The organism is Ruegeria sp. CDSA241 (genome assembly GCF_059611265.1).
This window is the reverse complement of record NZ_JBXWPF010000021.1, coordinates 1-26,150: the sequence shown is the minus strand read 5'-3', so window position 1 is coordinate 26,150 and position 26,150 is coordinate 1. Positions and strand designations below refer to the sequence as shown.

Sequence of the window (26,150 nt, the reverse complement as noted above, 5' to 3'; positions counted from 1 at the left end):
ACAAAATGACTATTCCCCCTAACGCACATGCCATCGTTATCGGTGCCGGATTGTCCGGCATGGCTGCGGCCACGGAACTGCTCAAACGCAGCGTCCCTGTCACCATCCTTGAGGCATCCGATCGCGTCGCTGACCCTTGGCGCGCGCGTCATCCTAGGCTTCGACTGAACATCCATCGCAATTTTACCCGCCTGCCGGGGCACCATGAGCCACGCGCAATGGACAGGTTTTTGCCTCGTGACGCTGTGGTTGACTATCTGGGCGACTACGCGGACGGGCTGAAAGAACACATTGTGTTTAATACGTCTGTCTTGTCCGTGCGTCGTGATGGCGATCATTGGCAAGTCAACACCAACAACGACAGATATACGTGCACTGATGTTGTCGTGGCCACAGGTCGCGAAAAAGTGCCCGAAATGCCCGTTTGGCCGGGACTGGAGGACTTTGGCGGCAAGGTGATCCATGCTGCAGAATTTGGCGATCCGTCGGACTATGACGGCAGGAATATCGTTGTTGTCGGGGCCGGAAACTCTGGTTCCGATGTGCTGAACCACCTCTCGCGCAGCAACCCCGGCCGGGTCTGGGTCGCCGTTCGTCATGGACCTTCGATCCTGCCGTCCAAAATTCTGGGCTTTTCACTGCAACGCATGGCGAACCTGTTTGCGCGTTTCCCAAAGTGGTCGCTCGATCCGGTATTTGGCTTCATGCAATGGACGTTTTTTGGCAATCTGCGGCGCCATGGCTTGCCGCGCCATAAGCTTGGCGGCGGCTCTCGCATGCTCAAGGATGGCGTGACATTTGCGCTGGATGACGGGTTTGTGGCTGCGCTGAAAGCGGGGCGCTTTGAGGCCGTGCCTCAGGTCGTTGGTTTTGGCGACTACACCGTCGAACTGGCCAATGGCCGTAAACTTCGCCCAGACGTTGTGATCTGTGCAACAGGCTACAGGCCTGATCTTGAGCGGCTTTTTGGTGAACTTGGTGCACTGGATGCCAAGGGCTATCCGCGGCAGCCGATGGGGCAGGAAGACGTCAACAATCCCGGCCTGTGGTTCACAGGCTATGCTCCCGTGTTTCAGGGGTTTTTCCATGCCGCCGGGGTAAGCGCGGTTCGCATCGCTTCGCAGGTGGCCGCCCGCACGGAAAGGGCACCCAATGCGCCGCACCAGCGGCAGGTTGCCCATCGTCCCCAGATGCAGCCCCGCTTCGCAAAAGGAGCAGAACAATGAGCATCACAAACAGCACCCATGTGCCCTATTCCAAACCAACAATCTTCTACAACGTTATGGCACGTTTTTGCATGTGGAGGGATCGGCGACGGCTTGCCCATAGGGGCCGCAGATTCGCAGAGCTGCCTCTCGGTCTGTTTCGGGATGTCGGGCTTGAACATCTCAGTGATCTCAAAACCGATCCAAAATTCCCGCATCGCATACTTTAGCAACGCAAGTCTCAATCGCCCCAAGTCCCAAAGGAAACCAAATGTCTATCTACAAGACTTGTAAATTGGCCACCGCCCCTGGATCAATCGGTTCGCTTACCGCAGCGACGCTGACGGGATACATTGCTGTAGCGGGTACTTCGCTGGCGCTGGTCTTGCTGCTGGCGCCAGGATCTACTCGGGCGGAAAACCTGATGCGAGCGCAATGGCCGGATAGCCTTCGGGACAGTGATTTCCTTTTTGAAGGCGCACCAGACGAAGCCCTCGTTGAGCTCGGGCGCAATCTGTTCTTCGACCCGATCCTTTCGGGCAATCGCAATATTTCCTGCGGGACCTGCCATGATCCGGCGCGCGGCAGCGGCGATGGCGTCGCCTTGTCTATAGGCGAAGGAGGGACCGGGTTTGGCCCGGAACGGCGGACCAAAGATGGCATCACCGAACGTATTCCGCGCAATGCACAGGCGTTATGGAACATCGGCGCTAAGGAGTACCTGTCGATGTTTCATGACGGGCGGGTGGAGCCTGATCCGGCGCACACCTTTCAAAGCGGGTTCTGGACACCCGCACGCGAACATCTGCCACAAGGGCTGGATAATCTGTTGGCGGCGCAGGCCATGTTCCCGGTGCTTTCTGCGTCTGAGATGGCAGGACAAAAAGGCGAAAACCCCGTGGCAACCGCGGTCGCCGAAGACCGCGTTACGGACGCCTGGGATCTGCTGGCAGCACGCTTGCAAGCCACACCAAAATACCAGGAATTGGCCCGCGCCGCCTTTCCCGATCTGGACGCCATCACCATGGTGGCAGCGGCCAATGCGTTGGCCGCGTTTCAGTCCCATGCTTTCCGCTCAGACAACAGCCCGTTTGATGCCTTCTTGCGCGGCGATCTTACGGCTTTGTCCGAGGACGCTCGCGCCGGGGCTGATTTATTTTTTGGCAAGGCAGAATGTGCGGCCTGCCACGCGGGCAAATTGCTGACTGATCACGAATTTCATGCCATTGCCGTGCCGCAAATCGGGCCGGGCAAAGGCCACGGTGAGGACAAGAGCCTTTGGTGGGCATCCGGGTTTGCCCGTGCCACAGAGGATGAGGGTCGTTATCGTGTATCATTCGACCCGACTGACCTCTTTGCATTCCGCACGCCGTCCCTGCGGAATGTCACGCTCACGGGGCCATGGGGGCATGACGGAGCTTTTGCTGATCTGGAAATGATGGTGCGCCATCATCTCGACAGCGTGGCCTCGCTGGAGGCATATGATGCCAACGCCGCCGAATTACCGGTCGTTGACCAGTTCATTGAACAGACCGGCAATGGATCGTCTTTGATCTTTCGCCCTGTGAATCCGAAACGACGTACGGCCTTTGATCTGCGTGACACATGGGTGCAGAAATCTGATGCGTTGCGTGGAAGGATTGCACAGGCAAATACCCTGGCACCTGTGACGCTGAGCGATCGCGAAGTGGCCAGAATTATGGCCTTCCTCGAAGCATTGACGGATCCTTCAGCCAAAGATCGTTCTGATCTTATTCCGCGAAGCGTTCCCTCAGGACTTACTCCGCAGCCAACGCCGAAATTGCCGGACGGCTAAAGGCCCACTCCGCGACCTCCCAGCCCCATCTGCAATTTCACCAGAGCTCCGGCACCCGTACCCGCCGGTTCACCAGGCAGATTTGCCTCCCACCAACCAAAAGGACCCTAAAATGAAACCCATCTTTCTTATCAGCGCTGCCGCGCTTACCCTTACCACTGCGACCCAATCTGGCGCAGAGGACGCCACCAAGACCAGTTATGATCCGCCGGAAAGCATGTCGCTGACCTTTATCTTTCACATTGACGACGGCATGGCCGAACAGGATGTGTTCTATGAAAAAGTCCCGGGCTCAGGAGAGGTGTTCCGTCCCACAGCGGCGACCCGCGATATGGACACGCCGCTCTATGCGCCGGGGGTCGAAGTAAAACACAACTTTCTCGACACCAGTGACACGGGCCCATACCCCAAGGGCCGTCCGCTGGGACTGACCCTTGGTGAATGGTTCGCGGCCAAAGGCAGCGGCACATACACCTGTGAAAATGGCGTCGGCACCGTCGATCTGGCCTTTGAAAACCTGATCCCGAATGGGGTTTACACGATCTGGCATGACTTTATGGTCTGGCCGCCAACGGACCCGTTCATCGGCACCTACGATCTTCCATTTGGAGCGCGTGACGGGTCTGAAAACACCTTTGTTGCCAATGCCGAAGGGTCCGCTGATTTTGAGCGCACGATCACACCCTGTCTTCAGCTCAGCGGCGAGCATCTTGCTGCCGACTTGGGTCTGGCGTGGCATTCCGATGGCAAGACCTATGGCCCGCTGCCGGGCGAGTTCTCGACTGTCACGCATGTTCAGATGTATGTGGCTCTGCCTGAACGCACTGGTCTCTGAGGCGGCTTTTTGGGGCGGGTCTCGTGCCCGCTCCGAATTTGCAAGCAGGAGAAATCTCTCACGTTGATAAGACACAGCACTTCTGTGTCATGCCCTACTCAACAGGAATAGAATGCATCGATAGATACCGACAACTGGTCGTTGAGGGCACAAACCGAGCAAACCGCCTGCAGTTTGGAAAGGCTTGGCTACGAGGCCACGACATGACTGCACCGGCAAGAATACCGCCCCGCTAAGGAGCCCTGCCATGAAAATCATTTGCATTGACCAGGATGAAACCGGAGGCTCACGATTTTCGGATCATGCCTGGGTTCTTAAAGAAAGCAGTTTCACGCCGCCCTCTCCATCCGGATACCGCATCTCGCCATCGCTGGGCGCCGAGAGCATTCTGATGATGCATCATCCCGCAGGTTATGTGGATGCATGGCACACCGCGCCAGCCGTGTTTCTTGGGACGGTCCTGCGCGGGACCGTGCGCATAGAAACCAGCAATCTGGATACGCGGATTTTGCAGGTTGGGGATCAGTTTCTGGCGCGTGATCTTCAGGGGAAAGGTCATCGCATGTTTGAGGTGAATGAAGGACCTTATGATCTGGCTCTTGTTGTACTCACACAAGCACCCGTCGCGGACGATTGTTTCCAATGAAGCTGTATTACTACCCAGACGCCTGTTCACTTGTCGTCAATATTGCCCTGCGGGCGGCAAACATTCCGTTTGATTTGATCGAAGTTGACTACGCTTCTCGTCAATTGCGGGATGGTTCCGACTTTTCCAAAATCAACGCAAAGGCCTATGTCCCGGCATTGGTGCTGGATGATGGGAGTTGCCTGACAGAGGTGATTGCCATTCTGGACTGGATCGACTTCAAAGCACCAAAGGCCGCGCTGCTGGGCCTGCAAGGGACCACTTGGCGACAAGAGGCCATGACTTGGCTTGTTTTTGTTGCGACAGAAATCCACAAAAGCTTCAGCCCGCTATTTCGCCCGAACACCCCGCGAGAGTTCCTTGTGCCCGGTCAACATCACCTGAAAAACCGGTTGTCCGTCATTGAGACACAATTGACGGGGCGGCAATATTTGTGTGCAGACACTCCCAATGGTGCAGATTATTACATGTATGTTATGTCTCGCTGGATATGCGACTCTGGGCTTTGCACCCGGAATTGGCCTGCCATAGGAGCCCACGCAAATCGGATCGAAACGCTAACTTACGTTCAGGATGCGCTTGCCTCTGATATCAGATGACGCAGAGTCTGTTCTCGCAAGGTTTTTGCTACACAAGAGAAATGAACCATGGATATCGCGGAAGTATCGGCCCGCCTGATGGGTATGGATGACGCCACCTGGCAACGACATGCGAACCCGTGGAGTGGTTGGTCGCGCATGACAATCCTTCCGCTCTTTTGCCTGGCTATCTGGAACCGGGTCTGGCTGGGCTGGGGCGCACTTTGGTTTGTTCTGGCCGTTGTCATTTGGACCTGGCTCAATCCACGCTTGTTTGGCCCGCCGCAGCATCACGACGCCTGGATGACCAAAGGTGTGCTGGGTGAGCGTATTTGGCTTAATCGCAAAACGGCGTCGATCCCCATCCATCATGCACAAGTCATAAGTCGTTTGACATATGCCGCCGCGCTCGGGGTCGTCATTCTCGCAGTCGGGCTTTGGCGGCTCGAATTAGGTTGGGTATTCGTAGGCTTGACGCTGGCTATAGGTGCAAAGCTCTGGTTTCTGGACCGCATGGTTTGGCTGCTGGCTGACACGAGTGACTGAGCCCTCAATCCTCATTTCTGCAGACAGAACTGAGGAAATCGGTGCATCAGCCGAACTTGACCGTCAATGTCTTACCAGCGCTTTCGCAATCTCTCGCAGGTGTCTGTGCCCTGTTCCACAGCAACCGCCGAAAATGTCCATATGCGGGTAGCGTTCCGTCAGGCTGAACAGTTGTGAGCCAAGTTCGACAGGATCGCCATCCTCAATGTGGTGCAATTTGCACAGGGCCAGCTTCTCCATCTTCGACGCATTCGGGCGCACGCCGCGCAGCCGTTTGATCCAGTTTCCGTTCTCAAGGGCCGGTTCGTATTCAAGCGGGTGGGAACAATTGACAATGTAGTACTCCGGCGCCGCCTCTCCGGCCTGCATGTCGATTTCAACTATGGCCTCGGCAAGCGTGGGGCCTGATTTCAGCCTGCACGTACTGTCGAGCGTCAAAGAAACCGACAATGGCAGGCCGATCCGTTCCGCCGCGCGTAGGGCACCAACAGATTCCTCGATATTGTTGAATGTCAGTGCGCTGACGAAATCCACATCTGCCCGCTTCAATGTCTCCAGTTGAACAGCGTGATACTCTTCGGCGGATTCTGCGGTGATTTCCTGATTGAGGCTATAGGCATCGCCGCGTGGCCCGAGAATTCCGCCAATCAGAAGGTTTGGAATATCACCTTCATACCCTTTTGAAATTTCGCGGAGAAGCTCAATTGCGGCAATATTTGCATCTGCCAAGCTTGACGCTGAATAGCCCAGTTTTGCACCCCAGTCCGGGCTGGCGCGATAGTCAAAGCCGGTCAGCAGAAACGACAAGCCAAATTCGGCAGCAACATCAAGCTGCTGAGAAATCACATCTCGCATTGCGGAAACAGCCCGAGGATTGTCCATAAGCGGTAGCATTGAAAACTCGGGCAATTCAAACCCATGGCGATACATGATTTCTGTTTCTGTACCACCTTCGGTCAGAAAGAACTCGCCGGAACCCATTGGTGGAAGTGGGGATTGAACGGTCATATTAGACCTCCGGCTGAATGTTCTGGTTAAAGCGAAACCGGTTATCAGGGTCATATTTGGTCTTGATCTTGACCAACCGCTGATAATTCGCGCCGAACGATGCCCGCGTCAGCGCGTCCCCGTCCTCTCCATGGCCCGGAAAGTTCAGATAGGCCCGGCCGTGATGACCGTACGGTTCAGCGCTTTCCCAGCCCTGACGTGACCAGCCAATATTGGCCGCATCGTCACCCGGATCTGACCACACGCCATCCAGGGAATACATCCAGCCCATGGATCGGTCACCAAAGGCCGTTGCCTCTGCCGCGACCGCTGCCGTGGCACCACCAAAGTTCCACAAAGACGATATCGAGTTGTCCGAAGGGGCGGCGGAAGCGTTCTTCATCGCCAGATCAATCATTTCATCCGACAATTCCGACAGGTAGCGCGCCTTCCAGTAGCACCGATATTCTCCGGCTGGCATCAGCGTGTCAAAGAGCTGTTGCACATCACAATAATTCATTCGGCTCGAGAAGTCGGTCACCATATTGCCGAGTTCACGAAGGGGTTGCAGCAACGCCTCTCCCTCGGCGGCATCTCCGTTGTAGACACAAGCCAAAGTATAGACGCGTTTTCCCCAGCTTTCCTCGGGGAAGTCTTCACCGCCCGCCGTTGAAAACTCGCACAGTGATCCAACTAGATCACCGTGTTTCGCCAGAAAGTCGCGCCATGCCCGGATGGGTACAGGCCCGTCCTCAACCGCATAGATTGGGGCGGCAAACATGACTTCGGGGCCGATGGGATGCAGCGCAAAGTCAAACCGGACAACCACTCCAAAGTTGCCGCCACCGCCCTTGAGTGCCCAGAGCAGTTCAGGGTTTTCTTTTGCATTCGTGTGAACCAACCTGCCATCGGCGGTCACCACATCTGCCGCAACAAGATTGTCAATCGACAACCCATGCTTGGCCCTCAGCCAGCCGATCCCACCTGACAGGGTCAATCCGGCGACACCGGTATCCGAGATCAGGCCACCGGGTGTTGCCAAACCATGGGCCTGGCTTGCGGCGTCCACGTCCCGCCATAGCGCCCCGCCTTCTACCGATGCGATGCGATTGTCGGCATCCACAGTCACATTGCGCATCAGTCTGAGGTCGATCATCAGACCCTCGTCGCAAACTGCATGGCCCGCAACGTTGTGGCCCCCCGCGCGAATAGAGATTGGAAGATCGTTGTTGCGCGCGTGATTAACAGCGGCGACAACGTCATCTGCATTCCCGCAGCGTACGATCATTGCAGGCTTCCGGTCGATCATCGCGTTCCACACGGCGCGCGTCTCATCAAACTCTGCCATGCCGGGCATCAGTGTCTCAGCTTTGAGTCCGACAGGTGATAAATTCTGATCTGTATCCATACTGTTCATAATGCAGTTCCCTTTGCGATCTTCTGGAATGCTATGCCACTGGCGGCACCCACATCAGTGGCAAGATGGCCAAAGATGCGGCATACTGGACAAACGAATATGGCAAATTTGCCAAAACCATGCCATTTCAGACAAGAGGGTTACATGAACACCGCCAAAAAACCGCTCATCGTGCTGCTCGCCGCCCCGGAAACATCCGCATCGGTCCTCTATGGGCTCTACGATGTCCTGATGTCAGCAGGTGCAGTTTATCCGGATATGGTGACCGGTGCCCCGGGTGATGAACTTCTGGATGTCCGCATCGTATCCGCAGATGGCAAGCCTTTTCACTGTATCGGCAATATCCCGGTGGAGCCACAAAGCTCCATTGGCGAAATTGACGATGCCGACGCTGTTGTGATCTGCGACCTGTACACATCGATTTATGATGTGCCCAAAGGTCGATATCCACGCGAAGTCGACTGGCTCAAGCGGATGCACCAGCAGGGGGCGTTACTGACATCGGTGTGTTCCGGCTCCTTGTTGCTCGCGGAGTCCGGGTTGCTGAATGGCCATCAGGCGACTGCACATTGGGCCTATCGCGATATGTTTCAGCGCCATTTTCCCAAGATTACATTTCGCAATGAAACAGTACTTTGCCTGGCAGCTGAGGCTGACCGGATCGTAACCGCAGGTGGGGTCACCGCCTGGCATGACCTCACGGTCTATCTGATTGCACGATATTGTGGTTACCAAACCGCGATTGAAACCGCCAAGGTCTTCCTGTTCAGCGGGCACGCCGAAGGTCAGTCACCCTATTCGGTGATGACCCGCCCGATGGAATCAAACGATGGTCCGATCTCTGATTGCCAGGTTTGGATCGCGGATCATTACGCCTCTGCCAAGCCGGTTGAGAAGATGGTTGAGCGGTCGGGGTTGAATGCACGGACCTTTTCCCGAAGATTTCGCATGGCGACAGGCTTTGCCCCGATCGAGTATGTTCAGGCGCTTCGCGTCGAAGAAGCCAAACAAATGCTGGAGACTGATAAGCTTTCAAATGACGATGTCGGAGCGGCTGTTGGATATGAGGATCCGGCATCCTTTCGGCGCGTATTCAAACGCGGCACCGGTTTGTCGCCGGCGGCATACAGGAAGAAATTCCAGCGTATCTCTCAAATCGCACGTCCGCATTGAGTATTGCTTAAACCCGAAGTGAACCAAAGATCTTTCACACAAGTGCTACGAGCTCATAGATAGTTTGTCGCCATGTAAATCTGAAGTTTCAGATTTGGCGGGGCCCGCATGAATGACCCGTTGTCCTGCTGCGTCGCAGCGCACCAGTTTGTGCTACTTCGACATTTCTTATGATGCGAGCGTACGCAACGAGAATTCGACAGTTCCGTTGTGGGCTCGAAGCAGACGTTCGGTTAATTCCGCTGAATGTCCGCCTTGCGGACCAAGCCGCCCTCAGATGGTATCGCTTGCATGTCTGCGTTACATTGGAACGGTCGTCGCCTAGAACAGCTTGCAATTCTATCGCGACGGAAACCCGAATAGTGGATGTCCATGTCCGACACAATCCTAGCTGCTGAACCAACTATCCGCATTATTGCCTTCCTATCCGTCCTGGCGGCGATGGCACTTTGGGAAGTGGCCGCACCCCGGCGAAGTCGGGATATTCCGCGCGTTATCCGATGGACAAACAACCTTGCGCTCGTGGTGCTCGACACCGCCATCCTGCGGCTGACCTTTCCAATCCTCGCAGTTGGTCTCGCAGCCATGGCCGAGGATCGCGGATGGGGGCTCTTCAATAACATCGAGGCGCCGGTTTGGGTTGCCATCGTGGTCTCCATGCTGCTTCTAGATCTCGCAATTTATCTTCAGCATGTGATGTTCCACGCCGTACCGGGGCTTTGGCGTCTGCACCGGATGCATCACGCCGACCTTGATTTTGACGCGACTACTGGCTTGCGTTTCCATCCGGTAGAAATCCTCATCTCGATGGGGATCAAGCTAGCGGTCGTAGCAACCTTGGGGCCGCCCGCTGTCGCCGTGCTCCTTTTCGAGGTGACCCTGAACGCTACCGCGCTCTTCAATCACGCAAACATTGAATTGCCGCGTCCGGTGGATCGAATTCTCAGATGGATCGTCGTCACTCCAGACATGCACCGAGTCCACCATTCAGTCGATCCAAGCGAGACCAACTCGAACTTTGGCTTTAATCTACCGTGGTGGGACCGACTTCTAGGCACTTACGTTGCGCAACCCAAGAAGGGGCACAAAAGCATGGAAATCGGCATCAAGCAGTTTCGCACACGCCGAGACCTCTGGCTCGACCGAATGCTGATTCAGCCGCTGCGCGGCCCGGCGAGCGGAGGTGCCCTCGACGCCGCGGGCCAACAGATGCGATCTTCATCTGTCTCGTCCGGGCAAACCAAGCTTGGCAATGACCAAATAGACCAATAGCGCTGATGCGGCCATTCTCCGCGGCTTGCATGTTTGGCAGGTCCAGCCCAATCCGGGCACTTAATCCAAGACTTTGCAATTCCGACTTGCGGTCAAAACTGACCTTGGCGTCTACACCTTCGCTGACGCAGGATCCACCGCACTGGCAACAACAGCTCTTCCCTTCAACAGGGAAAATCGCCAAGGCGGCCGTTCCACAACGGGCTTTGGAGCTCCTTGGTCGCTCTTTGACCAGACGGCGCTCTGGCATGGAAACAAAGGGGCTTGGCTCAGCGCATAACCAAAGCTAGCGAATAGGCGTCAGGATCATGAAATTGGGCTTCTTCGCGCAAGGAGGGCGAAGACAGGCAACATTGTTACGATCCAGACCACGCTATAAATTGCGGATGGTATGGCATATTCGCTTAACCCATTGGTGTTAGGCAACAGCAAAGTAGCAATTGCGATTCCCAAAGCTCCGTTTTGAACGCCGGTCTCAATTGAAATCGTCTTCGCCTCGATGTCTGTGCATCCGAGCATCCCTGAACTCATGATGCCAATAAACGTGAGTGACGCACCTACAACAAAAAGTGCGGGTCCAAGCCTAAGGTAGTTATCCGCGACCACCACCCAGTTTGAAATGATAGCGCCTCCGATGACCATCGCAAAAAGTAGCATAGAGACCTTGCTAAAGATTGGTTCGACCGCAGCTACAATTCGCGGCGCCAAGGATCGCGCGATCACCCCGGCTAGGATCGGTGAAGCTGTTAAAAAAAACATTGCTAAAGCCGTCGAAGAAATGTCGATAGCGGGCGCAGTTGCCCCCATGAACATCTGCATCGAAAACCCCAGGATGAGCGGTACGGTAACGACACAAGTCAGACTGAAGACTGCTGTAAGAGTAACGGACAAAGCGACATCCCAATTCGAAAGCTTGGTCACGATGTTACTGATCACCCCGCCCGGACAGGCCGCTAAAATCATGATGCCAACGGCTGCCTCAGCGGAAATCCCAAAGATAAAAGTCACCATCAAAGCGATGCAAGGCAGCAAAATGATCTGGTTGAGAGCGCCGACGCAAAAGGCCCGTGGACGTCGTCCGATGCGTTGAAAGTCAGCCGCTGTGAGTCCGAGGCCAAGGCAGAACATGATGACAACAACTGCGAGCGGCAGCAGCACAGATATGAAAATTTCGCCCATCTACCATGACCTCTATGGCTGCATGCTTCCGCACGCTTTCGGACGATACCGTTCAGAAAACCTGATGACGAGTGTTATCAGTTTGGCGCATTTATCCTCAAGCGCCCGAAGATCGAGGCTGTCTCTATTTATTATACCTATCACAGGGTTGGACGATCTGGCGTGAAAGAGCTTTCCAGTGCTAATCTCACTGTATGGCAAGTGTAACTTACGCATTCGCCCGCGCGATGGCCAACGCCGCCGGGATGACGCTAAACGACGATGGCGCCCTGATTTCAAATGGCGCTGTCGTGCTGCGTCTACCAGAAGCTCAAGACGGCCAATTGGCGGATGATGCGTATTTCGATCTGATCGATTGGATTCGTACGCAACAAGCGGACGAGGCCGCGTTGGTTGAGGCCTATGCGAACGCGATTGCGACCGATGATCTCGGCGTCCTTGGCCTAGCCGTAAAGACAGCTCCGACCTTGCGGCAATCTTTGCAACGGATCGAGCGTTATTTTCGTCTCGTAACGGACACCGCAGTTTACAGACTTGATGAAACCGGCGATCCGGTCCTTTGGATTTTTGAGGGACAAACATCACATCGCGCTGCCTTGGAGCTGCGCAACGAATGCGCGCTTGCGGCCTTTGCGAGGAACATGCATCGGTTTGTGGGTGATGGGTTGTCGCTCGCATATGTCACGTTTCAGCATCCATGCAGACAAGAACCAGAGCGTTACGCCGAATATTTCGGGTGCCCGGTTCGATTTGGGAGCGCCCACAACGCCATTGCTATGCGCCCTGCTATGCTGGAAAGCGAAAATCGTCTTGGCGATCCGGGCTTGTCAGATTTCATGACGAAGCACCTGAATGAGGAGTTCAACTCTCGCGATGACGACACCTCACTGAGCCAAGCAATTGTCCACCGGCTTACACCGGCCCTGAGTAACGGCGCGCCGCAAGCAGCGCATGTCGCACAAGAGATGGGAATGAGCGAGCGCACGCTTTACCGCAGGTTGGCCGAGGAAGGGCTGACCTATCGCGACGTTCTTGGTCAGGCACAAGTTGCACTTGCTCGTGACCTGCTCCGTGACGGTAAGGCTTCCATAGCCGAGATCGCCTTTATGACCGGGTTTTCGGAACAGAGCACGTTCAGCCGCGCCTTCAAGCGCTGGGTTGGCCAGGCTCCGGCACGATTCAGGCAGCAAGCGACCTCCGACTAGGCACACACCTCAAGACCACATGGCAGGTTCGGCCAAAACCTTGGCAGGGCGGGCCGATACCTCAATCGATGTGGTGCATAACTTCTTCTTTGTCAGATCCACCTGGGGCGCTGCCGAGTAAAGCAAACCCATTTGCCCCTCTCAAACAAAGGAAATTTGCAATGAGCAATCATGACCACAAACATGGAGCAAGCTGCGCTTGCGACGTCACGCCCGAACGCGTTGATATGGCGCGCCGGCGACTCTTGCAACAAGCCGCCGGTGCGGCCGCGGCAGGTACAACAATAGTGGCTGGCGGGCAGGCCCTTGCCGCGACCGACGAAGCACGCGCCTACTATGCTGACCCGGAAAATCCAGGCCTTCCCCAAATCGACATGACCATCGAGCCGGGGCGTACTGCACTTGTGGTGACCGACCCCCAGATTGATTTTTTGTCAGAAGACGGTGTGACGTGGGGCGTCGTTGGCGAAAGCGTGACCGAACAGGGCACGGTCGACAATATCGAACGGCTTTTCATTGCCGCCAAGGCTGCGGGGATGCCGGTCTTCATCTCGCCCCACTATTACTACCCACATGACCACAAATGGGAGTTCGAGGGCACTCTGGAAGCGACGATGCACAGCATCGGCATGTTTGACCGCCTGGGACCGCTCAATTTGGACAACTTCGAGGGCTCAGGTGCCGACTGGATGCCGCAATACAAGAAGTACATCGAGGATGGCGAAACCATCATTTGCTCACCACACAAGGTTTACAGCCCTGCTCAGAATGACCTGAACCTGCAATTGCGTAAACGCAAGATCGACAAGGTGATCCTCGCGGGGATGTCGGCGAACCTGTGTACGCAGGCGCATCTCTACGAGCTGCTGGAGCTGGGCTACGAAGTCGCTGTCGTTCGCGATGCCACAGCCGGGGCCAAGGTGCCTGAAGGTGACGGGTATCTCGCCGCCATCATCAACTTCCGCATGGTCGCCAACGGCGTCTGGTGGACCGACGACGCGGTTGAGCGCATTGGCCAATCGGCCTGACCCAAATCGATCTTCAAATTTGATCCTAGCATCCTGAAAGGACATATCATGACACGCATCTTTACATTTCCCACGCTTACAACAGCGTTGACTCTCGCCCTGGCGGCGGCGGCATTGGCTGACGATGAATACAACGTTTCGAACAGTCTTACCTTGACTGGGCAGCCCCTCGGCATGCATGGCGTCGATCCTGTTTCGATGTTTGAAGCCGAAATACCCGAAATGGGCAACGCCACTTTTACATCGGCCCATGATGGAGTGGACTACTATTTTGCGTCGCAGGCAGCGAAAGCCACATTCGAGGCGGATCCGACGGCACATCTGCCTCAATTCGGCGGGTTCTGCGCCTTTGGCGTCTATGTAGGCAAGAAGCTTGATGGCGATGTTCGGTATGCCGATATCGTGGACGACAAGCTCTATCTCTTTGTGAATGAAGAAATCTTCAAGAAGTACCTTGAGGACAAAGAGACCGTGATCCAAGGCGCCCATGCCAAGTGGGCAGACATCCACCACACGCCTGTCGGCAGCCTTTGATCGAGGAATTTGGTGGCTTTTGCCGGTCGGAGCCACCGCTGCCTCTCCCCTCCCCAAAAGGCCGGCATTTCTCCAAGACACCCTGTCCGCAATGACAATTCGCGTGTGTCGAAAACTCTTCCCAATGGAAACCAGACATGACTGATTTTGAGACATATACAATCGCCTCAGCCCCTGATGCCGCGAAACCAATTCTGGAAGCATCGCTGAAAGGATATGGTTTTGTACCCAACCTTTATGCGGCCATGGCCGAAGCGCCCGCAATTTTGGAAGGCTATACGACACTTTCCAGCATCTTTGGAAAGACCAGCCTGTCAGAGACTGAGCGCCAGATCATCCTTATGACTAACAACCGGTTGAACGGGTGCAAGTACTGCATGGCCGCCCATACCACTCTTTCACAGATGGCCGGTGTCCCCGAAGACGTGATCGCAGCGTTACGCGATGGCAGCCCTATCGCCGACCCCAAATTGGAAGCACTGCGCAAATTCGCCATCGTGATCAACGAAAGCCGAGGCTGGCCCAGCGACGCACAGGTCGAAGCGTTTCTGACGGCTGGTTACACACGCCGATCTATGCTGGAAGTCATCCTCGGCACAGCGTTGAAAACCCTGTCGAACTATACGAACCATGTGGCGGAAACCGCGTTGGATGATGCCTTTGTGCCAAATGCATGGATCGCCTCGGTCGCGGCAGTGGCTGAATAGCGCGACGCCCGCCCATTTGTTAATCTTGCTTTTGGACCTGTGTTTGATTCCCGACAAGAAGGGGATCTGATTTTAGACGTCCGATAGCAAAGTCAACAAAGGTGCGCACCTTCGCAGACACGGTTCGTCCCTCTTGATGCACAAGATGGATGGGGACTTCGGGTGGTTCATACGACTTTAGAACAGTCTTGAGCCGCCCATCTGCAATGTAGGGTGCGACTTGATAGGACAGAAGCCGCCCGACACCATGACCTTGCAAGGCCAACTCGATCACAGCGTCATTTGTGTTCATGCTGATGCGTGGGCTCATGCGTTTGGTGACAGTCTTTCTGCCCCGTTGAAAATGCCATTGGGCCGATGCATTCAAGGCAGTTGAATTAATGATTGCATGGCAGGATAAATCATCGGGCGTATCTGGTTCGCCATATTGGTCAAGATATTTACGGGAAGCAAACGCGACCTGCCTCACAGTACCACACCTGACAGCCATCAAACTGGAATCAGCGAGGTTGCCAATTCTGATCCCGACGTCGAGACCCTCATCAATCAGATTGACCACTCGGTCCACATAGAGCGTGCGCGCTGAGAGCTTTGGATACAGATCCAGAAATTCGCCCAAAATTGGAGTGACGAACATACGGCCAAACAGGACTGATGCAGTAACACTAATTTCCCCGGTCGGTTCGGCATAGGAACCGACAGCGGCGCGCTCGGCCTCTTCAAGGTCAGCCAGAATACGTCTGGCATCCTCAAAAAACCTTTGCCCGCTATCAGTCAGCATCACTGAGCGCGTTGTGCGTACAAAAAGACGTAGCCCGAGGCTGTCCTCAAGCATAGAAACCATTCGGGTCACTGTCGGTGGTGACATGTTGAGGTCGCGGGCCGCAGCAGCGAAACCTTTTAGTTCGGCGACCTTCACAAAGACTTTTAACGCGTGAAATCTGTCCAAGATATTATTCCATATTTTTGAATAATATATTGCCAAGTATCCAAATTCCGCAACTTGAAAGCTCCAATTAACTTCACCTCAGTCCCAGGGCATCGCCCAGGCCGAGATGGAGAATTCAATGGCACGACCCTTTGCAGAGATCAGCTTCACGCCCTCCGTTCGCGAAACGCAGGCCAAAAACGGGTCAGCTAACGGCTACGCGAAGTTTCTGGACGGCACGCGTCAGGAGGACTCAATCAGCCCGGTCGAGGCCAGGTTCATCGGGCAAAGAGACGGCTTCTATCAGGCAACAGTCTCGGAAACCGGCTGGCCCTATGTACAATTTCGCGGTGGACCAGCGGGTTTTCTGAAAGTGTTGGATGAACGGACACTTGCCTACGCCGATTTCCTCGGCAACCGGCAATATCTCAGCACTGGGAATCTGCTGGGCAATGACCGAATCTCGCTGATCCTGATGGATTATCCCAATCAGCGACGCCTCAAGATCTGGGGTCGGGCGAAACTCATTGATGCCAATGCCGATCCGGCGCTGATGCAACGCCTGAGTGAGCCGGGCTATCGCGCTCATCCTGAGCGGGCGATTGTGATCAAGCTTGAGGCGATGGACTGGAACTGCCCGCAGCACATCCCCCAACGCCTGACCCTTGAAGAATTTGAAGATTACCTCGTCCCGCTTCGCACTGAGCTGGAAGCACTGAAAGCTCGAAACGCAAGGCTCGAAGAGGCACTGGGTCAGCGAAACTGACCGATATCAAGCCCCCGCGTTCAAGCACGCACGCCGTAACCTGAAGAAAGGAAACATCCATGTCGCGCAATCTGAAATCCGTCCTGAGCGCCAGCATTCTCGCACTTTCCATTGCTGCGCCATTTACACCGGCGCCAGCATTCGCCGCAGAGACTGGAATTGAAGCTACGCAGGCTGTCAGCTTCCGCACGGAAGAAATCGGCGACATCGCTATCGCCTATCGTGAAGCAGGAGATCCAAACAGACCTACTGTCCTGCTGCTTCACGGCTTTCCGACCTCATCACATATGTTCCGCAACCTTATCCCTGAACTGGCCAAGCACTACCACGTGATCGCACCCGATTTTCCCGGATTTGGAGCGTCGGAGATGCCAAAGGCCGAAGGCTTCGAGTATTCCTTCGCGAATATCTCCGAAATGATGACATCGCTGCTAGACCGGAAGGGAGTCGAACAGTACTCGGTCTATTTGATGGACTATGGTGCCCCGGTTGGTTTCCGAATGTTTGCGGAACAGCCCGAGCGGGTAACCGGCTTCATCATTCAAAACGGGAATGCTTACGAGGAAGGGCTGCGCGAGTTCTGGGATCCAATCAAAGCCTATTGGGCCGAGCCATCGCAAGAGAACGGCGACCAGCTTCGTGGATTCCTCACTCTGGATGCAACCAAATGGCAGTTCACCCACGGCGTTAAAAAACCGGAACTGATCAGTCCCGACAATTATTGGCATGTCCAATACCTGCTCGACCGCGAAGGTAATCAAGAGGTGCAACTTGAACTCTTCCTAGACTACGGCACCAATGTTGCCGAGTACCCAAAATGGCAAGCGCTGTTTCGGAAGCATCAACCCCCGGCGCTACTGATGTGGGGTAAGAATGATCACATCTTTCCGGTCGAAGGCGCCTATCCCTATGAACGCGATCTGAATGATCTCGAGTTTCATCTGCTCGATACGGGTCACTTCGCGCTGGAAGAATATGGGCCCGAGATTGCGGCGCAAATGACCGCCTTTCTGAACCGCATCACCGCCGCCAGCAACTGACGTAAAACTGGCCGCACCATGCTCAAAGGTGCGGCCGACGTATGGAGAAAACCAATGAATACGCAAGCAAATACTGTCAGGCAGGTAACGGTTGAAATCGTACACGGCTTTGTCGACGGTGGCGCCGGTGGAAATCCCGCAGGCGTCGTCCTGGATGCTGATGAATTGGGCGAACAGGATATGCAAACCGTCGCGGCAAGGGTTGGATTGTCCGAAACGGCCTTTGTGTCGCAGTCCAAGACAGAGGGCTTCAAACTGGATTTCTTCACACCGAACAGGCGCATCGCTCATTGCGGTCATGCAACAATTGCCGCCTTCTCTCACCTTGACGCGCTGGGCCGGATTCCCAATCCCAACACCTCGAAGGAGACAGTTGATGGGCCAAGGCGCATACTAATGAAAGAGGGTGCCGCCTATATGGAACAGCTGGCCCCAAAATACGCGATACCAGAGGACTGGGTGGAAAAAGGTGTAAGCATCGACGATGTACTGAACTCCCTTGGGATCAACAGACATCATCTTGATCAGGAAATACCACCGGTTTTAGTCAATACCGGTAACAGTTTCATTGTCATCGGCCTCGCTGATGCCGATGGTCTTGCCAATGTGAAACCAGATTTTGCCAAAATCACGCAAATCAGCGAACGACTGGATTTGATCGGCTACTACGTCTTCACAAGAGACCCATCGGCGACCGACCGAGACGCTACAACCCGCATGTTTGCGCCCCGATACGCGATTGAGGAAGAAGCCGCGACGGGGATGGCTGCGGGGCCCTTAGCATGTGTATTGCACGACTTTGTCGTATCATCTCAACGATCATTTCAAATCGAACAAGGGGTGTTTATGAACCCGGCGAGTCCGAGCCTGATAAAAGTCGATCTGGAAATCGACAATGGAACAATCTCTGGCCTCTTGGCAGGTGGTTTCGGCAAGGTCATGTGCTCGCGTCGAATTAGTTTCTAGCGTTGCGCTCGCGGCGAATGGCTGGCTTGGCGGGCCGCACCGCAGCAACGACGCCCATTGGGCCACGTCCGAATTGGGCCGTCCGCTGAATTTTGCAAAGTCCGGATTCCTGCGCATCGCTGACCTTACGGCACGGACAAGCACTTTGTGTTCTCGGCTCAACGCTACAACTGATCTAGATTTCACGACTGAGCTGATTGAACGGAATAGTTTCTCCCGCTTGAACTTTAGTGCAGTTTCGAATGTTTGTTGTGAGCTCTTTTAGGCTTTCACCGTCAATGCAGCCATCAACAAGTGGAGGACGGTATTCAGCAGCAACCTCGTGGATCAATTCTGACGCGCGAAGCAGATCAAATTGCTTTCTTGTAACACCAAGGTAGTCTCTGGCCTGCAACCCATCCCAATACCGCTTCCTATCCAGATAGATGTTCGAAATTTCGAAGCGTGGAATCATCGTATGCCGGTGCCCATACCCGCTACGGGCTTGCTTTCCGGCAATTTGACCTGACTGAACCTCAGCCACCAAGCGCTGTGCAGAAATTCCCAGTTCCTTGGCCGCTTGTTTAGCCGAGACCCATTCCCGAGCTTGCAACGGCGTTAGCTTTCCCAGGTAGGTTCCCTTGAACTCGGTTGAAGCAGCACGCGACACTGCATCTCTGAAAGGCTGGTACGCATCATCTTCGAACCTCATAAGTCTTTGATACCAGCTTCCGAGCATGGACGGCACAGAGTTGGATTCTGAATTTCCTGCCAGTATCAACCCTCGAACGTGTTCTTCGAACCCATTTGGCCAATGGTCAAATACAGTTGCCAACGGCTCAATCAGTTCCAACGAATCTGCAACGCTTTTGGGTGTTTGTGTTTTCCCAGACTTGCCCGTGCGGTTCTGAGCGAAACCACTCGCTAGGAAATTAATAAAAGCGCCAATGTCTTTTGGGACCTGACGCCCTCCTGCAAGGTCAAGAAACCGCTTGCCAACCGTTGAATCTCCCGCAATCAAGGCGGAGATGATCACTTCGTGGTCCTTTGCTGCCACCCGTGGGAAATTGGAGTAGCTAAAGCCACATCTGCATTTATCAAAGCCGCCGGACGTCGGACGCAATGTGGTTTTGCAGACAGGGCAAACATCTTGAAGACGCGTTTTGTGATGGTGACAGGCTGTCACCAAGTAATGACGCCAAGTTTGTTGAAAGGGGAAGCCATCGGCAAGACATGAAGGGCAAATCGGATCGCTATGATGCCGCTCGAAACGCCAGTTTAAGCTGGGTGACTCAGGTTTGGCAGAAGGGGAGATAGCAACCAACAAACCTTTCTCTAAGCCCATCTCTTGCTCAAAGTGCTCGATGTTCTCGACTAGAATTCGCCCATACTTCCGCCGGAACCGTGTCAAAAATTCAGAGACATCTCTGTATCCATTTACATGGGCTAGACGACGCAAGTATCCGATAAGGCTCTCGCCTTTCAATGGTGGTACTGCAAACAAACCCGGCACCTCATACACCTCGCATAATCGCAAGCTCATGCGACGTCATAGGCTCTACTTCGAGACCAGCATCTGCCATGACTCTGATGTATGACCTGATCAGCTCAGTATCCGATGGTGGTTCTTCTTGAAAAAACGACTGATACGGATCTCGCTCCAGGCCTGAATCCGTCGCTGCCCTGGCAATCGTTTTGGTGCTGTATTGTGAATTTTGGGCACCCAATGCCAGGCGCGCGCGCAGCACTTCCAACGCCACTGGCACACGTCCGCCGGAAACACCGTACAATCGCCGTACCATATCGTCTTGGTCAAACTCCAAAAGGATGCCGGACTCCTCAAGACAATAGAAGGCAGCAAAGATTGCATCGCAGAACGCGATACGATCAGCCTCAACGCTCCACCAATAGAGGGCGCGACGGACCCAATGATGCTTGGTTTTGTTTGGGACAGTCCACTTGGCACCGCCGCGATTTGGCGAGGAATGGGTGAACTCGCGATATTGGCAATTCTGCTCCCGCGCGTCGGGCAGTGGATCGCTTTGGCGGGCAGCCTTGCCATAGCGATTTCCTTTGCTCAGGTGGGACACTCGCTCGGAGAGCCCAGGGGGCTTCTCGCAGTCTTGCTGGTTCTGCATCTGCTGGCTGCCGCGTTTTGGGTCGGTGCTCTCCTGCCCTTACGCAAAGCAGCGCTCGCTTCCACTGGGGCCGATCTACTGCACCACTTTGGTAGTGCCGCTGCTTATGGAGTTGCCGTCCTGATTGTTGCGGGCGCAGCGCTCGCGTGGTTGCTTTCGGGTTCACTGGCCGCCTTGTTCGGAACGGCCTATGGATTGGTGCTTTTGGTCAAGGTAGTGATCGTTTCCGCCCTTCTTGGCATCGCGGCGCTGAACAAGCTGAGATTTGTTCCGGCTCTCAGGGCTGAGACGCGTGGCGCGACACTTGCTCTACGACGTTCGATTTCGATAGAGATTCTCGCTGTTGTTCTGATCCTGCTTGCAACGGCGACCCTAACCAGTGTGACGACACCTCCCATCAATCTCTGACGGCTTTGGGTCCGAAGCAGGAGCTGCAAATCCTTGTTACGAATGTCTGCTTTGGGCTGGAAGCGGCCATCCGAAAACCTTCCCCGGCAATACGGCGATGGCGCGAAACAAGCAAAGAATGAGACCCGAAGATATGGAGCCTCGAACCAAGAAAGTTGAAGGTTAATGCGCCCAAAGTTTTGGGCTAAAAATGCAACTCTTTGGGCGAAATGCAAAGCTATGGGCGCACCTACAAAAATTCAGAAGTCCAGATTTTCGACGCTCAGAGCATTTTTCTGTATGAATTCACGGCGCGGTTCCACGACATCCCCCATCAATTTAGTAAACAGGTCATCAGCTTCGAGCATATCATTCACCCGAACCTGCAACAGCGTCCGTGCATCCGGGTCCAACGTGGTTTCCCACAGCTGATCTGGGTTCATCTCGCCCAGTCCCTTATAGCGCTGCAGGGACAGGCCCTTTTCACCCTCTTCCAGAATGGCACGCAACAGATCCAGCGGACCGTGGATGGCCTGCGCCCGGTCGCGGCGGATCAGGGTTGCGGATGTGTTATAGATCTCCTGCAGGCTTTGGGTAAAGCTGCCGGTCTTGCGCGCTTCGCCCGAGCGCAGCATCGGGCCGTCCAGCGTACGCACCTCTTCAACGCCGCGCAGAATACGAGCCAGGCGGATGCCGTGATCCTGCGTGATCCGACCTTGCCAGCCACGTTCGTATTCCAATGCGATCAGGTCAAGACGGGCTGCGACCTTGTCGGCCACGCCTTGCAGATCGGCATCAACCGCTCCGGGGACAAAGGCACCGGCCACGGCGGCCTGTTCCAGAATGTGGCGCGGATAGTGCGTCGGGAATGCATCCAGAACGCGTTTCAGCTGGCGCGCTTCGTCAACCACGCGCGCCAGGTCCTGGCCGGACAATTCCTCGCCCGAACCCAGTTTCAGCACCGCACCCTCGACGCCCTGATTGATCAGGTAGTCATCCAATGCCGCCTGATCTTTCAGATACACCTCGGACTTACCGCGCGCGACCTTATAAAGCGGCGGCTGCGCGATATACAGGTATCCGCCCTCGATCAGCTCTGGCATCTGCCGGAAGAAGAAGGTCAACAACAGCGTCCGGATATGTGCACCATCCACATCCGCATCCGTCATGATAACGATCTTGTGGTAACGCAGCTTTTCGATATTGAACTCATCGCGGCCAATGCCCGTGCCCAGCGCCATTACCAGATTACCGATTTCCTGGCTCGACAGCATCCGGTCGAACCGTGCACGCTCCACGTTCAGGATTTTCCCACGCAGCGGCAACACGGCCTGTGTCAAACGATCCCGACCTGTCTGAGCCGAGCCGCCAGCCGAGTCCCCCTCGACCAGGAAAACTTCGGTCTTTGACGGGTCCTTCTCGGAACAATCCTTCAGCTTGCCGGCCAGATAGTTCACATCCATCGCCGTTTTGCGGCGGGTCAGTTCACGGGCTTTTCGTGCGGCTTCACGGGCCAGAGCAGCCTCGATGATTTTGCCCACGATGATTTTGGCTTCATTTGGGTTTTCCTCAAACCATTCAGCCAGCTTCTCGTTCACCATTCCTTCGACCGCCGGGCGGACCTCGGAACTGACCAGCTTGTCTTTGGTCTGTGAGGAAAACTTTGGATCCGGTACTTTGACCGACAACACGCAGGTCAGACCCTCGCGCGCGTCATCGCCCGTAAAGCTGACCTTTTCCCTTTTCGCAATGCCGCTAGATTGGGCATAGTTGTTGATCGTGCGGGTCAGCGCACCCCGGAAACCCGCAATATGAGTACCGCCATCGCGCTGAGGGATGTTGTTGGTAAAGGGAAGAACTGACTCGTGATAGCTGTCATTCCACCACATCGCGATTTCGACACCGATATCGTCCCGCTCACCCTTGATATAGATCGGCTCGGGCATGGCAGACGACTTTGATCGGTCGAGGTATTTGACGAATTCCTTCACGCCGCCCTCATAAAACAGCTCAGTTTCCAGCCGTTCTGCGGGGCGTTCGTCGACCAGGATGATCCGCACACCCGAATTCAGGAAGGCAAGCTCGCGCAGGCGCTTTTCCAGCGTCTCGAACGAGTATTCGAGGTTCGAGAACGTATCGGTCGAGGCCAGAAAGCGCACCTCGGTCCCCGTACGGTCGCCACATTCGCCGACCACTTTCAGATGCTCGACGGTTTCGCCCCCTTCGAACCGGGCGACATGTTCTTTTCCGTTGCGCCAGACGCGCAGTTCCAACCAGTTGGACAGCGCATTCACAACCGAAACGCCCACGCCGTGCAGACCACCAGACACTTTGTACGAGTTGCTGTCGAACTTACCGCCCGCATGCAGCTGGGTCATGATGACCTCGGCGGCGGACACGCCTTCTTCGTGATGGATATCCACCGGAATACCACGACCGTTGTCGCTGACTGAGACGCTGGAATCGGCGTGAATTTTCACTGTCACATGGTCGGCATGACCGGCCAGAGCTTCGTCAATTCCGTTGTCGACAACCTCATACACCATATGGTGCAGACCCGAGCCGTCATCGGTGTCGCCGATATACATGCCTGGGCGCTTTCGAACTGCCTCTAAGCCTTTGAGAACCTTGATTGAATCCGCGCCGTATTCTTGCGGTGCCTGTGCGTCTTCGGACATGCCGTTAGTACCTATATTATTTTGGTAACTTATACGTTCTCTGGTGGGGAATGTCACGCGATCCCCCAATATTTTGTGCCAGAGTTTGAATTTTCAGCCGATCAAAGCTGATCGAGGTCTGCGGCGATATCTGCGGCGATTTCCTTGGCGTCGACGTCGCTGCGTTCAGCGGACAATCGCAGGCCCAATAGGTCGGATTGATAGCGCGCCGCAAGCCGCTCTGGATCGTGGTGAGGACCGATCTCTCGGGCCTGTTGCGCCTGTCTAAACAGCGTTGCAAAACATTGCTTCATCTCAGCCATATGCCGGCTGGCTTTCTGCGCTAGCTGGTGATCCCTGGCCTGCAATTCGGCAAAGGTCTTGGCGAGCATACAGGCCTGCACCGGCGTTTGGCTGGAATCGATCACAATCTGCGGCTGCGTCTTTAACGCGGCCAGTGGCCCGATGTCTTCTGCCAGCGCTGTCAGCCGCGCTACACCGTCCTGCGTGTAACGTTCCAGCGCCAGCGCATAAAGCGCGTCTTTTGACCCAAAGGCCGCATAGAAACTGCCTGGCTTCAACTTCAGCTCGCGCTCCAGATCCTTCAACGACGTCCCAGCCCAGCCGTAGCGCCAGAATATGTCGCAGGCCCGGGCGACCAGCGCGTCTCGGTCATAGGTAGGTTTGCGGGGCATCGACATCACCAATTCTTGAACGGTCACTCAAATATATACTTGAGTGATCGCTCAAGAAAGACTATTTCCGACTCAGACATCAAAAAATGGAGCATCCACATGGCCGATTTCCCATCCCACGACCTGACCACCGCCCCCGGAGGGTCCAAACCTCTGTTGGAAAAATCTCAGGCCGCGTTTGGCCGCTTGCCCGGCCTGCATAAGGTGATGGCCGAAAGCCCACAGCATCTGGAAGGCTACCAGGTTCTACATGGCCTCTTCATGCAGACCGATTTCGACAATGACGAAAAAACCGTCGTCTGGCAGACCATCAATGTCGAGAACGAGTGCCACTATTGCGTGCCCGCCCATACCGGCATCGCCAAGATGATGAAGGTGACGGATGACATCACCGAAGCGCTGCGCAACGAAACCGCGCTGCCCAATGCCAAGCTCGAGGCGCTGCGGACATTTACGCTGCAGATGATGCAGACCCGTGGCAATCCCACCGAGGCGCAGCTGCAAGCCTTCTTTGACGCTGGTTATTCGCACCGCGCCGTGTTGGACGTGGTGCTGGGCCTGGCGCAGAAAACCATGTCGAATTACGTCAACCACATGGCACAGACCCCAGTCGACGAAGTAATGCGCGGCTTCTTGTGGGAACGTAAGGTCAGCGAACCGGCCTAATCGACGATCGAGCCCTCATCACCTTCGGTGACAACCAAGGTCTGGGCGCGGTCCCCCAATTCTGCAAACAGTTCAGGCCCGGTGCCCGTCATCCAGGCCTGAGCCCCCAACGCGCAAATCTCTTCATAAAGCGCGGCGCGGCGCCCGGCATCCAGATGGGCGGCAACCTCATCCAGCAATACAATCGGCGGTGCCCCGATCATCCCGGCCAAAGCGCGCGCGTTGGACAGGATCAGCGAGACCAGCAGCGCCTTTTGCTCACCGGTCGAGCAATCCTTGGCCGGAACGCCCTTGGCAGCAAAGACGCCGTACAGGTCAGACCGGTGTGGCCCGACCAGTGTGCGCCCCGCCGCCAGATCGCGAAAGCGGCTTTCATTCAGCCCCTCTCGCAGATCATCCGCCGTTTCCGGCATGGCACCTTCGGTTTGAACCAGTTCAAGATCAGCCGATGGAAAACCCGTTTCGGCCTGATCCTGTGCTGTGCGCAGATGATCCAGAGCGGCCATGCGCGCCACATGGATGCGATGTCCGGTTTCGGCCATCTGCCCCTCGAGCGCGGCGTACCAATGGGCATCGCGCACCTGTTCTTTCAGCAGCCGGTTGCGTTCGCGCATGGATTTTTCATAAATCAGCGATGCTTCGGCGTGGGCAGGATCAAAGCTGAGCGCGATGCGATCCAGAAACCGCCGCCGCCCCTCGGCGCCTTCAATCCACAGCCGGTCCATCGACGGGATCAGCCAGACGACCCGCGCCAGCTTGCCCAGATCGATCTGACTGGCGGATTTGCCATCTATCCGAAC

27 protein-coding genes are annotated in these 26,150 nt (G+C 55.4%); 18 read left to right on the top strand and 9 right to left on the bottom strand.

The window, feature by feature from the left end; genetic code table 11:
• Nucleotides 1-5: 5 nt before the first annotated feature.
• The 7 genes from AC2FJV_RS17230 (at nucleotide 6) to AC2FJV_RS17200 (ending at nucleotide 5,626) form a co-directional block, all read left to right on the top strand.
• Nucleotides 6-1,226 (top strand): flavin-containing monooxygenase, encoded by a 1,221-nt coding sequence (locus AC2FJV_RS17230; protein WP_496714161.1) that lies wholly within the window; start codon nucleotides 6-8, stop codon nucleotides 1,224-1,226.
• Entirely contained in the window at nucleotides 1,223-1,435 is a 213-nt protein-coding gene (locus tag AC2FJV_RS17225; protein WP_496714160.1) for a hypothetical protein, read from the top strand. The genes AC2FJV_RS17230 and AC2FJV_RS17225 overlap by 4 nt, the downstream gene beginning before the upstream one ends.
• A gap of 41 nt (nucleotides 1,436-1,476) precedes the next feature.
• Complete coding sequence (locus AC2FJV_RS17220) at nucleotides 1,477-3,021, top strand: cytochrome-c peroxidase (RefSeq protein WP_496714159.1); 1,545 nt, start codon at nucleotides 1,477-1,479, stop codon at nucleotides 3,019-3,021.
• A 112-nt stretch (nucleotides 3,022-3,133) separates the two neighbouring features.
• The gene (locus AC2FJV_RS17215) at nucleotides 3,134-3,856 is read left to right on the top strand and encodes a hypothetical protein (RefSeq protein ID WP_496714158.1); all 723 of its coding nucleotides are present in this window, start codon (nucleotides 3,134-3,136) and stop codon (nucleotides 3,854-3,856) included.
• A 247-nt stretch (nucleotides 3,857-4,103) separates the two neighbouring features.
• Nucleotides 4,104-4,502, top strand: coding sequence for a cupin domain-containing protein (locus AC2FJV_RS17210; protein ID WP_496714157.1), 399 nt, complete (start codon nucleotides 4,104-4,106; stop codon nucleotides 4,500-4,502).
• On the top strand, nucleotides 4,499-5,101 hold the full coding sequence (locus tag AC2FJV_RS17205; protein WP_496714156.1) for a glutathione S-transferase N-terminal domain-containing protein: 603 nt from the start codon (nucleotides 4,499-4,501) through the stop codon (nucleotides 5,099-5,101). The genes AC2FJV_RS17210 and AC2FJV_RS17205 overlap by 4 nt, the downstream gene beginning before the upstream one ends.
• Before the next feature lie 48 nt (nucleotides 5,102-5,149).
• Complete coding sequence (locus AC2FJV_RS17200; protein ID WP_496714155.1) at nucleotides 5,150-5,626, top strand: DUF6653 family protein; 477 nt, start codon at nucleotides 5,150-5,152, stop codon at nucleotides 5,624-5,626.
• 63 nt (nucleotides 5,627-5,689) lie between these two features.
• Here AC2FJV_RS17200 and AC2FJV_RS17195 read toward each other — a convergent pair whose 3' ends face one another.
• The gene (locus AC2FJV_RS17195) at nucleotides 5,690-6,634 is read right to left on the bottom strand and encodes a homocysteine S-methyltransferase family protein (RefSeq protein WP_372574881.1); all 945 of its coding nucleotides are present in this window, start codon (nucleotides 6,632-6,634) and stop codon (nucleotides 5,690-5,692) included.
• Between the two features lies 1 nt (nucleotide 6,635).
• Complete coding sequence (locus AC2FJV_RS17190; protein WP_496714154.1) at nucleotides 6,636-8,030, bottom strand: FAD-binding oxidoreductase; 1,395 nt, start codon at nucleotides 8,028-8,030, stop codon at nucleotides 6,636-6,638.
• A gap of 144 nt (nucleotides 8,031-8,174) precedes the next feature.
• Here AC2FJV_RS17190 and AC2FJV_RS17185 point away from each other — a divergent pair, with 144 nt between their 5' ends.
• Together AC2FJV_RS17185 and AC2FJV_RS17180 are read left to right on the top strand one after the other, a co-directional pair.
• Entirely contained in the window at nucleotides 8,175-9,203 is a 1,029-nt protein-coding gene (locus tag AC2FJV_RS17185) for a GlxA family transcriptional regulator (protein ID WP_496714153.1), read from the top strand.
• A gap of 372 nt (nucleotides 9,204-9,575) precedes the next feature.
• Nucleotides 9,576-10,475 carry a sterol desaturase family protein gene (locus AC2FJV_RS17180; RefSeq protein ID WP_496689894.1) on the top strand — a complete coding sequence of 300 codons (900 nt, stop codon included), beginning with the start codon at nucleotides 9,576-9,578 and terminating at the stop codon, nucleotides 10,473-10,475.
• A gap of 306 nt (nucleotides 10,476-10,781) precedes the next feature.
• Here the strand turns inward: AC2FJV_RS17180 and AC2FJV_RS17175 are convergent, their stop codons facing one another.
• Nucleotides 10,782-11,654, bottom strand: a complete 873-nt coding sequence (locus AC2FJV_RS17175; protein ID WP_142639611.1) for a bile acid:sodium symporter family protein — start codon at nucleotides 11,652-11,654, stop codon at nucleotides 10,782-10,784.
• A gap of 227 nt (nucleotides 11,655-11,881) precedes the next feature.
• Between AC2FJV_RS17175 and AC2FJV_RS17170 the strand changes: the two genes are divergently transcribed.
• The 4 genes from AC2FJV_RS17170 to AC2FJV_RS17155 all read left to right on the top strand — a co-directional run bounded on the left by AC2FJV_RS17170 (nucleotide 11,882) and on the right by AC2FJV_RS17155 (nucleotide 15,128).
• On the top strand, nucleotides 11,882-12,859 hold the full coding sequence (locus tag AC2FJV_RS17170; protein WP_496714152.1) for an AraC family transcriptional regulator: 978 nt from the start codon (nucleotides 11,882-11,884) through the stop codon (nucleotides 12,857-12,859).
• A gap of 161 nt (nucleotides 12,860-13,020) precedes the next feature.
• Complete coding sequence (locus AC2FJV_RS17165) at nucleotides 13,021-13,887, top strand: cysteine hydrolase family protein (RefSeq protein WP_058282012.1); 867 nt, start codon at nucleotides 13,021-13,023, stop codon at nucleotides 13,885-13,887.
• A 48-nt stretch (nucleotides 13,888-13,935) separates the two neighbouring features.
• Complete coding sequence (locus tag AC2FJV_RS17160) at nucleotides 13,936-14,421, top strand: YHS domain-containing (seleno)protein (protein ID WP_142639615.1); 486 nt, start codon at nucleotides 13,936-13,938, stop codon at nucleotides 14,419-14,421.
• Between the two features lie 137 nt (nucleotides 14,422-14,558).
• Entirely contained in the window at nucleotides 14,559-15,128 is a 570-nt protein-coding gene (locus AC2FJV_RS17155; RefSeq protein WP_142639617.1) for a carboxymuconolactone decarboxylase family protein, read from the top strand.
• A gap of 19 nt (nucleotides 15,129-15,147) precedes the next feature.
• Here the strand turns inward: AC2FJV_RS17155 and AC2FJV_RS17150 are convergent, their stop codons facing one another.
• A complete protein-coding gene (locus AC2FJV_RS17150; protein ID WP_496714151.1) occupies nucleotides 15,148-16,113 on the bottom strand; it encodes a LysR family transcriptional regulator in 966 nt (321 codons plus the stop codon).
• 82 nt (nucleotides 16,114-16,195) lie between these two features.
• On the opposite strand from AC2FJV_RS17150, the gene AC2FJV_RS17145 reads away from it, so the two are divergent.
• The 3 genes from AC2FJV_RS17145 to AC2FJV_RS17135 are packed head-to-tail and all read left to right on the top strand — an operon-like array spanning nucleotide 16,196 to nucleotide 18,828.
• A complete protein-coding gene (locus tag AC2FJV_RS17145) occupies nucleotides 16,196-16,822 on the top strand; it encodes a pyridoxamine 5'-phosphate oxidase family protein (RefSeq protein WP_496714150.1) in 627 nt (208 codons plus the stop codon).
• Nucleotides 16,823-16,881: 59 nt separating this feature from the next.
• A complete protein-coding gene (locus AC2FJV_RS17140; RefSeq protein ID WP_496714149.1) occupies nucleotides 16,882-17,862 on the top strand; it encodes an alpha/beta fold hydrolase in 981 nt (326 codons plus the stop codon).
• Between the two features lie 18 nt (nucleotides 17,863-17,880).
• Nucleotides 17,881-18,828, top strand: a complete 948-nt coding sequence (locus tag AC2FJV_RS17135) for a PhzF family phenazine biosynthesis protein (RefSeq protein WP_496714148.1) — start codon at nucleotides 17,881-17,883, stop codon at nucleotides 18,826-18,828.
• Nucleotides 18,829-19,003: 175 nt separating this feature from the next.
• Here AC2FJV_RS17135 and AC2FJV_RS17130 read toward each other — a convergent pair whose 3' ends face one another.
• Complete coding sequence (locus AC2FJV_RS17130; protein WP_496714147.1) at nucleotides 19,004-20,350, bottom strand: TniQ family protein; 1,347 nt, start codon at nucleotides 20,348-20,350, stop codon at nucleotides 19,004-19,006.
• On the bottom strand, nucleotides 20,322-20,945 hold the full coding sequence (locus tag AC2FJV_RS17125) for a hypothetical protein (RefSeq protein WP_496714146.1): 624 nt from the start codon (nucleotides 20,943-20,945) through the stop codon (nucleotides 20,322-20,324). Before AC2FJV_RS17125 ends, AC2FJV_RS17130 begins: the two co-directional genes overlap by 29 nt.
• Between AC2FJV_RS17125 and AC2FJV_RS17120 the strand changes: the two genes are divergently transcribed.
• Nucleotides 20,931-21,353, top strand: a complete 423-nt coding sequence (locus tag AC2FJV_RS17120; RefSeq protein ID WP_496689841.1) for a CopD family protein — start codon at nucleotides 20,931-20,933, stop codon at nucleotides 21,351-21,353. The genes AC2FJV_RS17125 and AC2FJV_RS17120 overlap by 15 nt on opposite strands.
• Before the next feature lie 239 nt (nucleotides 21,354-21,592).
• On the opposite strand, the gene gyrB is transcribed toward AC2FJV_RS17120, so the two are convergent.
• Together gyrB and AC2FJV_RS17110 are read right to left on the bottom strand one after the other, a co-directional pair.
• Complete coding sequence (gene gyrB, locus AC2FJV_RS17115; RefSeq protein WP_496714145.1) at nucleotides 21,593-24,010, bottom strand: DNA topoisomerase (ATP-hydrolyzing) subunit B; 2,418 nt, start codon at nucleotides 24,008-24,010, stop codon at nucleotides 21,593-21,595.
• Nucleotides 24,011-24,111: 101 nt separating this feature from the next.
• Nucleotides 24,112-24,684 (bottom strand): TetR/AcrR family transcriptional regulator, encoded by a 573-nt coding sequence (locus AC2FJV_RS17110; RefSeq protein ID WP_496694132.1) that lies wholly within the window; start codon nucleotides 24,682-24,684, stop codon nucleotides 24,112-24,114.
• 99 nt (nucleotides 24,685-24,783) lie between these two features.
• On the opposite strand from AC2FJV_RS17110, the gene AC2FJV_RS17105 reads away from it, so the two are divergent.
• Nucleotides 24,784-25,350 (top strand): carboxymuconolactone decarboxylase family protein, encoded by a 567-nt coding sequence (locus AC2FJV_RS17105; protein WP_496714144.1) that lies wholly within the window; start codon nucleotides 24,784-24,786, stop codon nucleotides 25,348-25,350.
• On the opposite strand, the gene AC2FJV_RS17100 is transcribed toward AC2FJV_RS17105, so the two are convergent.
• Nucleotides 25,347-26,150, bottom strand: an 804-nt coding sequence (locus AC2FJV_RS17100; RefSeq protein ID WP_496714143.1) for a DNA replication/repair protein RecF, incomplete at its 5' end; no start/stop codon positions are given. The genes AC2FJV_RS17105 and AC2FJV_RS17100 overlap by 4 nt on opposite strands.